13 protein-coding genes are annotated in these 14,455 nt (G+C 27.0%); 4 read left to right on the top strand and 9 right to left on the bottom strand.

Annotation, left to right across the window (positions count from 1 at the left end):
* Positions 1-5: 5 nt before the first annotated feature.
* From CAMP5118_RS03230 to CAMP5118_RS03215, 4 genes are all read right to left on the bottom strand, one after another.
* Entirely contained in the window at positions 6-707 is a 702-nt protein-coding gene (locus CAMP5118_RS03230; protein WP_337216597.1) for an acetyltransferase, read from the bottom strand.
* A 190-nt stretch (positions 708-897) separates the two neighbouring features.
* Positions 898-2,256, bottom strand: coding sequence for an ANL family adenylate-forming protein (locus CAMP5118_RS03225; protein WP_337216596.1), 1,359 nt, complete (start codon positions 2,254-2,256; stop codon positions 898-900).
* Positions 2,249-3,001 (bottom strand): SDR family NAD(P)-dependent oxidoreductase, encoded by a 753-nt coding sequence (locus CAMP5118_RS03220; RefSeq protein ID WP_337216595.1) that lies wholly within the window; start codon positions 2,999-3,001, stop codon positions 2,249-2,251. Before CAMP5118_RS03220 ends, CAMP5118_RS03225 begins: the two co-directional genes overlap by 8 nt.
* Positions 2,991-3,206: a hypothetical protein gene (locus CAMP5118_RS03215; protein WP_337216594.1), complete on the bottom strand. Its 216-nt coding sequence runs from the start codon at positions 3,204-3,206 to the stop codon at positions 2,991-2,993. Before CAMP5118_RS03215 ends, CAMP5118_RS03220 begins: the two co-directional genes overlap by 11 nt.
* Positions 3,207-3,545: 339 nt before the next feature.
* Between CAMP5118_RS03215 and CAMP5118_RS03210 the strand changes: the two genes are divergently transcribed.
* From CAMP5118_RS03210 to CAMP5118_RS03195, 4 genes are read left to right on the top strand one after another with little or no spacing between them, the layout of a single operon-like run.
* Positions 3,546-6,281: a hypothetical protein gene (locus CAMP5118_RS03210; protein ID WP_337216593.1), complete on the top strand. Its 2,736-nt coding sequence runs from the start codon at positions 3,546-3,548 to the stop codon at positions 6,279-6,281.
* The gene (gene ispD / locus CAMP5118_RS03205) at positions 6,278-7,618 is read left to right on the top strand and encodes a 2-C-methyl-D-erythritol 4-phosphate cytidylyltransferase (protein WP_337216592.1); all 1,341 of its coding nucleotides are present in this window, start codon (positions 6,278-6,280) and stop codon (positions 7,616-7,618) included. Before CAMP5118_RS03210 ends, ispD begins: the two co-directional genes overlap by 4 nt.
* A 1-nt stretch (position 7,619) precedes the next feature.
* Positions 7,620-8,708, top strand: a complete 1,089-nt coding sequence (locus CAMP5118_RS03200; RefSeq protein ID WP_337216591.1) for a DegT/DnrJ/EryC1/StrS family aminotransferase — start codon at positions 7,620-7,622, stop codon at positions 8,706-8,708.
* Entirely contained in the window at positions 8,699-10,177 is a 1,479-nt protein-coding gene (locus tag CAMP5118_RS03195) for a hypothetical protein (protein WP_337216590.1), read from the top strand. Before CAMP5118_RS03200 ends, CAMP5118_RS03195 begins: the two co-directional genes overlap by 10 nt.
* On the opposite strand, the gene CAMP5118_RS03190 is transcribed toward CAMP5118_RS03195, so the two are convergent.
* The 5 genes from CAMP5118_RS03190 to rfbA are packed head-to-tail and all read right to left on the bottom strand — an operon-like array spanning position 10,174 to position 14,451.
* Positions 10,174-11,112, bottom strand: coding sequence for a glycosyltransferase family 2 protein (locus tag CAMP5118_RS03190; RefSeq protein WP_337216589.1), 939 nt, complete (start codon positions 11,110-11,112; stop codon positions 10,174-10,176). The two genes, CAMP5118_RS03195 and CAMP5118_RS03190, sit on opposite strands and share 4 nt — an antisense overlap.
* Positions 11,105-12,112 carry a dTDP-glucose 4,6-dehydratase gene (gene rfbB / locus CAMP5118_RS03185; protein WP_337216588.1) on the bottom strand — a complete coding sequence of 336 codons (1,008 nt, stop codon included), beginning with the start codon at positions 12,110-12,112 and terminating at the stop codon, positions 11,105-11,107. The genes CAMP5118_RS03190 and rfbB overlap by 8 nt, the downstream gene beginning before the upstream one ends.
* A gap of 14 nt (positions 12,113-12,126) precedes the next feature.
* Positions 12,127-12,990 (bottom strand): dTDP-4-dehydrorhamnose reductase, encoded by an 864-nt coding sequence (gene rfbD, locus CAMP5118_RS03180; RefSeq protein ID WP_337216587.1) that lies wholly within the window; start codon positions 12,988-12,990, stop codon positions 12,127-12,129.
* A complete protein-coding gene (gene rfbC / locus CAMP5118_RS03175; RefSeq protein WP_337216586.1) occupies positions 12,983-13,558 on the bottom strand; it encodes a dTDP-4-dehydrorhamnose 3,5-epimerase in 576 nt (191 codons plus the stop codon). Before rfbC ends, rfbD begins: the two co-directional genes overlap by 8 nt.
* Positions 13,558-14,451, bottom strand: a complete 894-nt coding sequence (rfbA, locus tag CAMP5118_RS03170; RefSeq protein ID WP_337216585.1) for a glucose-1-phosphate thymidylyltransferase RfbA — start codon at positions 14,449-14,451, stop codon at positions 13,558-13,560. Before rfbA ends, rfbC begins: the two co-directional genes overlap by 1 nt.
* Positions 14,452-14,455 lie beyond the last annotated feature (4 nt).

Here is a 14,455-nt window from a genome sequence, read left to right as displayed (position 1 = left end):
TTAGATTAAAATTGTATTTTTTGATTTTCATTTTCTTCCTCAGTTATATACACTTGTACAGCAGATAGACTAGATTTTTTAGTAATTTTATCAATATAATATAATTTATTATCTTCGGTATTTCTATGTATAACAGAACCCATTCCAATATAGTTAAAATTTCCTATATTGACATTATCTGATATAGTAGAATTTGCACCCAAAAATGTATTAAATCCTATATGACAAAATCCAGAAACAACAGAACCTGAACTAATAAAACAGTTATCACAAATATTACTGCTATGTGCTACTAAAGAACCAGCAAACATAACGACATTATTACCAAGTTTTGCAAATGGCTGGATAGTCACATTTTCCATTATAAAACAATTTTCACCAATCTCAACATTTTGCCAAATAAAAGACTTAGAAGAAATATAACTTGCCAATTTAAAACCCAAAGATTTAATATATTTATAAATTTTTTCTCGCTCTGTGTTTAACTGGCCACTGCCTATAGCCACAAAAACCTCATATTCATTTATTGGATATTTTTGCTCCAAATCTTCCATATCAACAACAGGAATTTCATATAAAAAATCTATATTTCTATATTTTCTATTAACAGAAAACGCATATGGCTCATAGTTTGAATCATACATAAAATATTCATAAGCTAATTTTGCAGTTTCTCCAATCCCTATAATAATTAATTTTTTCTTCATCTACTTAATATTCCTATAATTGTAATATATAATCAATCTCTTAATTTCTTGTTATTTCATATTAATCAAACATATCCTATTTGCTTATAATACAAACTTATTAAAAGAGTTCTAAGTATAAATATGTTTCATAATTACAAAAATTATTTTCAAGTCATTTATCTAAAATAGTAAATTCTTAATTTTAGGTTTATTTGCCTTTACTTCTTATCTTTTTGAATCTTTCACTAATTTCTAAGTATTCTACAATTTCAACCTTACTTGGAATTTTATATAAAGCCAATTTATCTTTACAATAACTTCTAATCTTTTTCTTTAATTCAATATTAGAAATTTTTTCAATACCTATTTCCTTTAAATCTAAAACTACTTTCAGACTAACACTTTGTCCAGTAATAGCATTGCTTTCCCCAAAAATAAGGCAATCTTTAACATACGGTAACTTTAAAATAACTTCTTCAACTTCACTAGGTAAAACTTTTTCACCACCTACATTTATCATTTCTTTATTTCTACCAATAATTTTAATATACTCCTTGCCATTATACATACAAGTCTCTACTAAATCACCAGTAGCAAAGTAACCATCATTTCCAAAAGAAGAATTATCAGAGTTCAAATAGCCTAAACTTTGAGTTTCACTCTTTATATAAAGCTCGTTATCAACAATCTTATAATCAACATTTTCCAATCTGATAAAATCATTATAAGTGGAAGTTTGAGTAATACCAATCTCACTAGTTCCAAAAGTTTGATGAAATCTTACATTGGAAAAAACATTCCTCAATTTCTCAAGTAAAGTATCTGGCATTTTTTCAGTTCCATAAGTAATAAATTTAAGAGAACTTAGATCATACTCTAAATAAACCCCACTCATTAAAAATAAATTTAAAAAACTAGGACTAGCTGGCAAAATAGAAATCTTATATTTCTCTATAGCCTTTGCTATAGACTTCATATTTTTTCTTTCTTCAACAATAACTCCACAAGAAGCAGTAGCTAGCACATTAAACAAGGTGTTAATTCCACCTATATGATCAAACATCAAAAAAAGCAACATATTAATAGAGCGTAATTTTTTTTCCATATAACTTTTAAGCAACATGTTCAAGCTATGCACTATAGCCTTTGGCTTTCCAGTACTACCACTTGAAAATAATACCATGGCACTATCACCAGAAGCATTGATTTTGTTTACAATTTCATATTTTACATCATTATCAAATTTGAAAAAACTATTGGATTCAAAAATCCATTTAGCACCACTTTCTTTGATTTTTTCCATATAATGTACATCTTTAACAATGGGAACAACATTTATACGAATCTTAATACAAGCTAGCAAGAAAGAAATAGTATTTATACTATAATCCCCAATTATAGCAATTGTATCATATTTTGAAGTTTTTTCTTGAAGTTCTAATATATACTTCTTTTTCAAAAGATTAAGCTCTTTGTATGAATACACCTTGTTACTATCTGCAATAGCTGGCGTATATTGATCATATTTTTCCAATCTATCTAGAAACTTATCAGAAAAATTATCCATTTACACCACCTAAATAAATAATTTGTCCAGTAATAAAATCACTTTTTTCATCTAAGAAAAATTCTATAGCATTCAAAACATCTCCGAAACTACCAAAACGCTTAATAGCTTGCTGATTTAATAAGGATTCTATTTTATTTTTTGGAACATTTTTAATAAGATCTGTTGGAATGGGAGTAGGACCAATTGCATTTACAGTTATACCAAATTCGGCTAGTTCCTTAGCACATACTTGTGTAAAATTCACAATCGCGGCCTTAGATGCGGCATAAACAGCTTCCCCTTCTAATCTCAAAGGCGTGGCAACTGTAGTAAAATTCACTATTCTAAAAGGCATATTTTTGCAATATTCTAACCTTTCTTCATTATTTCTTGATTTAGAATAATTTACACTCATAATTTTTGCCACCTCCCTAATAAATAGAAAAGAGCCAAAAAAATTTGTATTAAAAATATTTTGAACGCTTTGATAAGGAGTAGTTAGAATATGATTCATTGAAGCAATACCCGCATTATTTAGCAATATATCAATTCTATTATATTTTTTTTTAACATCTCTTATCATTTTCACCACAGCCATTTCATCACATACATCTAAAACATAATGATGATATTTTTGATGATTTATACTAGCTTCGCCACGCGAGCAACCACAAACTACATAACCCTTTTGCAAATAATATTCACTTAAAAATTTTCCTATACCTTTTCTAGTACCCGTGATTAATATAACCTTATCTTGCATTATCTTTTTCCATTAAAGTAAAAATATAATTACTTAAACTTTCTACATCTTTAAAAGGAGAATTCTTCTGACTCATAGTTTTGTCACTTGCAAGAACCAAATCGATACCAAATTCATCAGCAATGATACTTTCAAGATCCGACACCAAACCAACTAATGCTAAACTATCTAAATTACCCTCAATCCCATAAATCTTTGTTTGCATCGTAGGATTTTTCAAATTTTCATTCTCTAAATCTTCAGATAAGTCTTTCAAAATTGAAAATATTATACTATTGATCTTATCTCTCATAATAAATACTCCCTTATAAAATAAATTAAAATAACGATTACCCCTATTTATAAAATATAGTTCTAACTTATTATATCTATAGTAATATTTAATTCCTCTTAAATATTATTTCAAGATACAATTTTTAATTAAAAAATAAAATTTTAAATGATATAATTATGTTATTATGATAATATATTTTATATTTAATCAAAGACAAACTTAAAGATATCATATTATATATTCTGGAAAAATATATCGCAAGGGAATACAATGAAAATTCTTTTTTTTCATCCGCATAGACAAAGAGTTAGTGGAGGTTTAACTTATTTTTATGAACTTGCTAGATTTATAGGAGAAAACACCGAACATGAAACTTATGTAATGAATTTTAAACATGCACATATCAATACCTTATACAATAACACTGATTTAAAAATACTAAATTACGAAGATGAATATGATTTTATTGATGAGGAATTTATTTTTTTTACCTATTTAAATATGATTCCAACTTTTTTACAAAGATTTCATAAATTAAAAAACGCTAAAGTATTCATTATCAATTTTCATGTTTCATCATGGAATATACTTTTTAATCATCTTAATGAAAAAAGAATTGCTTATAAAAAGAATCTTATAGAATTATTCTACAAAACCAATAGTTTAGTTTTTATGGATAATGTTTGCTGCCATCAAAGTTCTGCAATGCTAGGGAAAGCTTTTCCTGAACATTATGTCCCAGTTTTTTCAAAACCAAAAATTTTAAAAAAAGAAAAAACTATAACAACTTTCATTAATGAAAATGAGATCAATATAGCTTATCTTGGCAGATTAGACAATGATAAAATATTTGTTTTGTTAAATTTATTAGAAATATTAAATAATATTGAACTTATTGACAAAAAAATTGTCCTACATATAATTGGGGATGGAAATTCAGCACATTTGATTAATTTTCAAAAATATAAAAACATAAAGATATTTTTTAGATCTTTTTTAGAAAATGAATACTTAGAAGAATACATAAGCAATAAGGTGGATCTAGGAATTGCATTAGGTATGGCTTCTTTAGAATTTGCAAAAGAAAGTATACCTACCATCATACCTCCTTTTGTTGGCAAGGATATGCCTTTTGATAAATTTATTTGGTTAAACGAGTGTGATAACAAAACCTTGGGAGTAGACATAGACGGCATTTCAAAATTAGGACTTAATTTTTACTCATTACAAGAACTTCTAGAGGACTTTATAACTCCAAACAGAAAACAAGAGTTGAGCCAATTAGTCTATCGGTATTTTAAAAATAATTATCATATCAATACTTCTGCTAATTTATTTTTAAATTATATTTTGCAAACAAATTTAAGAATATCCGACTTTCTTAAAGTAAGAAAAATTAAAAATTTTATATGTAATGCAAATTTTGCCATAAAACATCATTATGACATGAATGATTTTTTAAAATTACAAAATAAAAAAAACCTACCTCCTTTTTTCTTTAAAGCATTTTTTATTAAAAAATTACTAACTGATAGATTAAAAAAAGATATAGAATTAAATAGCACAGAAACTTATACAAAAAATATCTACTCTTTATTTGGATTAACCATAATTAAAACATATCTATCTAGTAGTTTTTATATAGTTAAATATTTTGGTTTTAATATATATAGAACAAAAACGAATAAAACATCCAAAAGGTACTATTTTTCAAAAATTAAACTATTAGAGAAAATAAACAATAACAATGAATTAAAAATAACCTTATTTCATTTTATACCAATATATCGTAACAAAAAAAGTTATGATAATTACTATTTAGCCATACAAAGACACTATGAAACAGTTAGGCAAAATATCAAACATAATATCATAAAAAATCAATCTAAGATAAGAGTTGGTTTTTACACCATGGGTGTATTTTCATATGAAAGTCTTTATAAAGCTATGGAAAGGTCTGACTTTTTTGAACCATTTATATTAATAATTCCCGATGTGAGCAGAAGTGATAGAACGGAATGTATCTCGCAAGAAAGCTATGAAAGATTTAAAAACAATTACAATAATGTGTTTTTAGGATATGATAGCAAAACAAAAACTTATTTTGATTATTCAGATAAAATGGATATAGTTTTTTTTGATAATCCATATCCAGCAATGGCACATAAATATCATTTCATAGATCATTTTATCAATAAAAATGTTTTAACTTGTTTTCAAAATTATGGGTTTTTTACGCTAAAATATGGGCTTGATCATATTGCAAAAAAACCTTTTTATAATATGTGTTGGAAAGTATTTGTGGATTCATACGAAACCTATAATGAATTAAAAATTCATCAACCTCTTAAAGCAAAAAATACTTTTGTTTCTGGTTACTGCAAAATGGATAATCTTGTTAATTTTAATCAAGAGAAAAAGAAAAGAAAGAGAATACTTTTATGTCCTCATCATACAATCAACATGAAAGCATTGCAGATATCAAATTTTCTCAAATATTCTGATTTTTTCTTGGATCTTCCAAAGCTATTTCCTCAAATAGATTTTATTTTCCGACCACATATTCTTTTATTTTGGACATTGAAACATTATTGGGGAGAAGAAAAAACAAACAAATATCTTGAAACCATGAAAAGTAATCCAAATGTCATATATGATGATAATATGAGTTTTTATTTTCAAAGTTTTGCAGACTCTGATGCAATTATCCATGATTGTGGTTCATTTACTGCAGAATACCTTTTTACAGGAAAGCCTGCTTGCTATATGTTAATGCAAGAAGATGATGTTTCAAATAAATTTCTAAATATAGGACAAAAATGTTTGGAAAATTACTATCATGCTTTTAATAAAGAAGATATTATTAATTTTATTCAGGATGTTGTCATTAACGAAAATGATACATTAAAAGAATCAAGAGAACTATTTTCTAAATATTTAAAACTTAATTATCCTTTTGTAGGAGAAACCATACTAAAATATATACAGGATGAGATACTTAAATGAAAAATTATGGCATTATACTAGCATCAGGAGTTGGTAAAAGATTTGGCTCTGAACTTCCAAAACAATTAGCAAAAATATCTGGAAAGACAATATTTGAACACACTTTGCAAATTTTCGAAAATTCAAACTATATTGATTATATCATAGTGGTTGTCAATCCTCTTTATAGGAATTTTTTCGAAAAAATAATCATCAATTCTAAAGCCAGTAAAGTACTTAAAATTGTTAATGGTGGTGATACTAGAAAAGAAAGTTCAGCAATAGGTATAAATTGTATTGAAGAACAAGAAGCCAATATAATCATTCACGACAGTGTAAGACCATTCTTATCAGAAGATATTATTGAAAAATGTGTAAAGGCATTAGAAGTTCACAATGCTATAGATGTTGCAATCCCAGCAACCGATACCTTAATTAGAGTGGAAAATGATTATATTGTAGAAATTCCTAAAAGAGAAAATTATATGCAAGGCCAAACACCGCAATGTTTTAAGCTTTCTTTAATAAAGAAAGCACACAATCTTTCAAAAAATGATAATGATTTTACAGACGATTGTGGATTAATACTAAAATATAATTTAGATAAAGTATATGTGATAAAAGGTAGTAATACTAATATCAAAATAACTCATAAAGAAGATATATTTTTAGCTGATAAATTGTTTCAGATTAATTCTAAAAATATACATGAGTGTAAAAATGTTTTCGATTTTTCAGGCAAGATAGCTATTATTTTCGGAGGAAACACCGGTATTGGTAAAATTATCACAGAAGGCTTATCCTCTTTTGGTGTGAAAACCTATCCTTTATCAAGAAATAATGGTTGTGATATAAATGACTATATAATGGTGGACAAAAAAATTCAAGAAATTTATCAAAAGAATAACAGAATCGATTTTGTGATTTCAAGCGCTGGTATTTTAAATATGGGATCTATTGAATCTAGAAATTTTAACGATATCATAAATGAAATTTCTGTAAATTATATAGCTCAAATAAATTTAGTTAAATCAAGCCTTAAATATTTAAAAGAAACAAAAGGACATGTTTTACTCTTTACTTCTAGTTCGTATACAAGAGGAAGAGCTCTTTATTCTATATATTCTTCAAGTAAAGCAGCTATAGTAAATTTTACACAAGCAATAGCTGAGGAATACTCAGATTTTGGTGTAAAGATCAATGTTATCAACCCTCAAAGAACTGCAACAGCTATGCGATTTAAGGCTTTTGGCAAAGAAGATCCAGAAACTTTGCTAGATCCAGAAGTAGTCGCTAAAGTTGCAATTGATACTTTAAAAAGTAATTTAACTGGACAAGTTATTGACATAAGGAAATGAAATGATTAAATTTTTAGATCTAGAAAAAATAAATAACCGCTTCAAAAGTGAAATAGACACAAAAATCAAACAAATTTTAGATAGTGGGTGGTATCTACAAGGTCAACATAATGCAGATTTTACTAGAGAATTTGCAAATTTTTGTGGAACAAAATACGCACTTGGCGTGGCAAATGGACTTGATGCATTAAAACTAATTATAAAAGCATACGGGTTTAAAGATGGTGATGAAATTATAGTTCCAGCAAATACATACATTGCGAGCATACTAGCTATAAGTGATAATAACTGTGTACCAATTTTAGTTGAACCAGATATAAATACTTACTGTATAAATCCAGATTTAATAGAAGAAAAAATTACAAAAAAAACAAAAGCTATTATGGCTGTACACCTATATGGACGAGTTTGCGATATGGATAAAATTAATTCCATTGCAAGTAAATATAATTTAAAAGTAATAGAGGATTCTGCTCAGGCTCATGGAGCATATTATAAAAATAAAAGAGTGGGAAATCTTGGTGACGCTTCTGGATTTTCTTTCTATCCTGGAAAAAATTTAGGATGTATTGGTGATGGAGGTGGTATTACAACAAATGATGAGGAATTATATTATAAAATTAAAGCTCTAGCTAATTATGGTTCACACGAAAAATATTGTCACATTTATAAAGGAGTTAATTCGAGATTAGATGAGATTCAAGCAGCCGTGTTAAATATCAAACTAAAATATCTTGATCAAGACAACACAGTTAGAGCAAGAATAGCCAAATATTATATAGAAAACATCAAAAATAGTTTGGTAATTTTACCACATATAGATGATGACAAATCACATGTATGGCATGTTTTTACCGTAAGAGTTAAAAATAGAGATCAATTTACAAGTTATCTTAAAGACAATAACATAGAAAGTATAATCCACTACCCAATAGCTCCTCACAAACAACAGGCATATGAAGAATTCAACCATTTGTCATATCCAATTACAGAGCAGATCCATAGAGAGATAATAAGCTTACCAATATCACCGGTTATGAATGAAGAAGAAATAACACAAGTTGTGAAAGTGATAAATAATTGGAATTAATACAATATCTAGATTGCAATCAAAAAGAGCTAGCATATCTTTTTGTATTGCAAACAATTATAAATGAAAAATCAAATTCTACAAAATTAAATATGATTAATAAACTACTAAAAAGTAAAATTATCTATGGCAATAAATATCTTAGCTCCGATAAGCTAGAAAACATTTTAATAGATAATGCCATTAAACTTAAAACTAAATTACCTGACAAATACCAACAAAATAATATATTACATATTCTTACCTATTCCTACCCAAATGGTGGACATACAAGAGTTATAGAAAGGTGGGTCAAACACGATATAAATTTAAAAACACACTCAATATTACTTACAGAGCAAAAAAAAGTACAAATTAACTTAGAATTACATAACATTATAAAAAAACAAAATGGCAGTATCTTTTCTATATCACACATTAAAGATATTCAAAAAAAAGCATTATTATTAAGAAAAATAGCTTCTAGATATGAAATAATTATATTACATATTCATAACCATGATATTACACCAATATTAGCATTTGGAACTTCGGACTTTAAAAGGCCTGTTCTTTTTTACAATCATTCAGATCATTTATTTTGGATAGGAGTCAGTATCTCAGATTTAATTTTAGAAATAAGGAGTTACGGAGTTAAAATATCAAATAAATATAGGGGAACAAATAAAAGTTATTTGTTAGGAATTCCAATAGAAAAAAATAACATTTCTTTAAATCTTGACAAAAACATATTAAAACAAAAATTATCAATTCCACTAAATAGCAAAATTGTTTTATCTGTTGCGAGTTCCTATAAATTTACACCTACCGAAAATATCAATTTTATTAAAATAGTAGAACAGATAATAAATATAAATTCTGAAATTTTGTTCATAATCATTGGTGCTAATGCTAAGAGATTAAACTGGGATAGTACTGTGAAAAAACTAAATAATCGCTTAATAATACTACCAAAAATACCCTACAGCCAACTATTAGACTATATTTCAATTACAGATTTATATATAGATTCATTACCATTAGGCGGAGGCGTAGCCATTATAGACATGATTTACTCAAACATTCCAATTTTAAGTCTAAAATACATTATTCCAAATTTTGATTTTCTACTCAACTCACAAGCTTTATGTGATAATTTAGATGAATTACTACAAAAGGTAAATTTAATATTATACAATAAAAATTACAAAGAAATACACATCAAAGAAATACACAAACGCTTAAATCAATTCACATCTAAAAAGCTATGGGATTACAAAATTCAAAATATTTATAATATTACACAAAATATACAGCATACAGTTTCCAATATACATAGCAAGAAGTGTGATGATGATAATATAAATAATTTTTTATGTATACTATATAAAACCTATTTATTTGATATTGTAAAAATAATAGGATTTAAAAATTTTTTAAAATATCTTTTTAAAAATATAAAAACTTTAAAACATATAACTAAAACTTAATATTTATATAAATGAAATAATAACCTAAAAAATATAAATAGTCTAATAAAAAATTTTCTTTTTAATAAATTAAATTTAATTAGATTTACATATATATTAATTCTACTACCCTTTAATTCTAAATACGAAAGATAAGCCATTAAAACTCTCTTATCTTGACTGCTTACTCGATTTACTAATTTTTTAAGAAAAATTTTTCTCGTTGTATTATGGTTAGGTAAATATATAATTTTATTTCTTGTTAAGCCTTGGTAAAAGATGTTTTTTTTATTACTAGTATTAAACGCATGAATTCTATATTTTATCAATGTCGTATTCATAGTGACTCGCACACCAAAAAATTCACAATTTACCGCTATCCAATAATCATGCGAATCCAACATTTCTGGAAATGGTAAGATAATTGATTTTAATTGTTTATTCATAAAAATAGTATTACCCATAACACCACAAGGTCCTAATATTGCACCTAGATCTTTTTTTAAACTAAACTTATATCCCCTAGCAATAAAATATGAATCAAATATTTTGTGTGAATTAGAATCAACAACCTCTAAATCATGGTGTATCATTATTGCCTTGTTTTGATATATCTTTTCTTTCTCTTTAAGCACGGTATATTGTAGAAATATTTTATTTCTATCCCAAATATCATCCTGATCACTAAAAGCTATATAATTTTCACTACAGATTTGAAGAAGCTTTTCGAAATTTTTAATAAAACCCATATTTACATTATTCTGATAATATACAATTTTGTCAGGATATAAGTTTTTATAGGTTCTAATAATATCAATAGTGCTATCTTTTGAACAATCATCTCCTATATAAATTTTAATATCTTTATAAGTCTGATTTAAAATCGAGTCTATTTGCTCTTTTAAATATTTCTCACCATTATACGTAGCAAGTAAAATCGCAACTGTATTATTCATATTTTTTTAAATACCATTCTATTGTTTTAACTATACCTGTATCAAAATTTTCATCAGCTTTCCAACCAAGCTCATTTTCAATTTTACTAGCATCAATAGCATAACGCTTATCATGTCCCGCTCTATCCTCCACAAAAGCAATTTGCTCTTTATAGCTAATATCTTTTGGTTTATATTGATCTAATAATTCGCATACTTTATAAGCAATCTGTAGATTTGTCCTCTCATTTCTACCACCGATATTGTAAGTTTGTCCTGATTTTCCATTATGATAAGCGAGATCAACGCCTTTGCAATGATCCAAAACATATAACCAATCTCGAATATTTTTCCCATCTCCATAAATTGGAATTTTATTACCCGCCAATGCATTTCGTATGATTGTAGGTATTAATTTTTCATCATGCTGTTTTGGTCCATAATTATTAGAACAATTAGTAATAATAGTATTTAATCCATAGGTCTCATGATAAGACCTTACAAGCATATCAGAACTAGCTTTGCTGGCAGAATAAGGTGAATTTGGAGCATAAGGGGTATTTTCTGTAAAAAATCCACTCTCCCCTAAAGTTCCATAAACTTCATCTGTACTAATATGATGAAATCTACAATTTTGGTATTTCTCTTTATATACAAACGGCCTCTCCATCCAATGTTTGTATGCTATATTTAGCAGATTAAATGTCCCATTTATATTTGTTTGAATAAAAATTTCAGGATTTTTGATAGAATTATCAACATGCGATTCTGCAGCAAAGTGAATAACACCTTGGATGTTATATTCTTCAAAAAGAAATTGAACCAACTCTTGATTACAAATATCTCCTTTTATGAATTTAAGCCTAGGATTGTTTCGACACTCTTTTAAATTTTCCAATCTACCTGCATACGTTAAAAGATCAAGATTGATTAAGATATAATCCTTATATTTTTCTAAAAAATACGGTACAAAATTCGAACCAATAAAACCTGCTGTTCCTGTTAATAATAAATTTTTCATAAAATACCGTCCTTCTATAATATACTTATACATTTTTCCAAACTATCTCTCCAATATGGAATTTCAATATGAAACTTTTCTTTAATTTTCTGTTTATTTAACACAGAATAAGAAGGTCTTGGAGCTAATACTAAAAAATCTTTACTTTCTATAGGTTTAATATTACAATCTAATTGCGATAATTTCATTATCTCTTTTGCAAAATCATACCAACTAGCAATACCCTCATTAGAATAATGATAAATTTCTGGTTTATCATTTTGTATATATGGCAAAATATTTAAAATTACCTCAGCTAAATCTCTGGCATATGTAGGCGTCCCTATCTGATCATAGACAACATTAATCTCTCCCTTTTTTTTACCAAGATTTCGTATAGCATGAACAAAATTTCCTTTATAATTACTATACAACCATGATGTTCTTATGATAATTGTATTGTTTGGCTTAACATCTATAATTGCTTGCTCACCTCTTAACTTTGACTTACCATAAACATTTAAAGGGTTTACTGCATCATTCTCTTTATAAGGAGTGCAACTTTTACCATCAAAAACATAATCAGTGGAAATATGAATAAAAGTTAAATTATATTTTTTGACCAAGTCTGCTATATTTTCAACACTATTATAATTAAGCATATAAGCTTTTTCCTGCTCAACTTCTGCCAAATTTACATCAGTATATGCAGCACAATTGATCACGTAATTAAACTTATATTTATCAAAAAAATACTCTAGTAAATTTTTATCTTGTATATTTAATTGTATTTTATCAAAGAAATACACATTATATTTTTTTTCAAACAATCTGGACAATTCCTGAAAAGTCTTTCCTAATTGACCATTAGAGCCTAAAATAGCAATGCTTTTATTCATAGTAATCCACATTATAATCAAAAAAATCTCGAATTTGCTCAAGTGTAGGTAGATATCGATCCTTATCAGAAATTAAAACATCAGAATGATTTACACCCCAATCAATTTTTAACTGCGGATCATTATATAGTATACCTCTTTCGCTCTTTGGGTTGTAAAAATTATCGACCATATAAGAGACTTTTGTAAAGTCCTCTAATGCTATAAAACCGTGCGCAAATCCACGAGGAATAAACAACAACATATTATCTTCAGTTCTAATTGTGAGCTTGATGTGCTCTAAAAAAGTTGGACTATTCTTACGCAAATCCACAATTACATCTAAAATTCCACCACTACTAACATTTATTAATTTAGTTTGTGCAAAAGGATGTATTTGATAATGCAAACCTCTTATAGTATTTTTTTTTGAACAGCTTTCATTTTCTTGAACAAAATCTATATTTTTACATATTTTTTTTACAATTTTTTTTTGGTGGAAAACTTCTGTAAAATAACCCCTATTATCAAAAAACAATTCTTTTTTTATTAGTTTAACATCATTAAAATTCGTATCAATTATTTGCATTAAAACTCATTTAAAAAAATATTCTTTGATATTTTTACTAGATATTGACCATACTGATTTTTCAATAAAGGTTCTGCTAGTTTTAGTAATTGCTTTTTGGTTATATACCCTTTGTTGTAAGCTATTTCTTCTAAACATGCTATTTTTAAAGCTTGTCTTTTTTCTAATGTTTGCACATAGATATTGGCATCCAACAAAGAATCATGTGTACCTGTATCAAACCAAGCATAACCTCTCCCCATAATCTCGACATTTAATCTTTCTTCTTCAAGATACATTTGGTTTAATGTTGTAATTTCCAACTCTCCTCTGTTTGATGGTTTTACTAGCTTTGCTTTAGTTACAACATCATTAGGGTAAAAATATAAGCCAGTAACAGCATAATTACTCTTTGGTTTTTCTGGTTTTTCCTCTATACTAATCACTCTACCTTGCTGATCAAATTCTACAACACCATATCTTTCAGGATCATTAACATAGTAACCAAAAACAGTAGCTTTGGAATTATTTTTTGCTCTTTCAACACTTTCTGCTAGTAAATAAGATAATCCTTGACCATAAAAAATATTATCACCTAATACCAAACACACATCATCATTACCTATAAACTCTTCGCCTAATAAAAAGGCTTGTGCTAGCCCATCAGGACTTGGTTGCTCCTTATAATACAGCACAATCCCTAATTCACTCCCATCTCCTAATAACTCTTGAAATCTTGGCAAATCTTTAGGTGTGGATATAATTAAAATTTCTTTTATTCCAGATAACATCAAAACCGACAACGGATAATAAATCATGGGTTTATCATAGATTGGTAACAATTGTTTACTAGTGCCTTTTGTTACTGGATAAAGTCTAGTGCCACTTCCACCTGCCAAAATAATACCTCTCACAAAA

Origin of the sequence: Campylobacter sp. LMG 7929, from assembly GCF_024723595.1 — a bacterium.
In the GTDB taxonomy this organism is placed as follows: domain Bacteria; phylum Campylobacterota; class Campylobacteria; order Campylobacterales; family Campylobacteraceae; genus Campylobacter_D.
The sequence above is the reverse complement of the archived record's forward strand: the minus strand, read 5'-3'. Positions and strand labels throughout refer to the sequence as shown.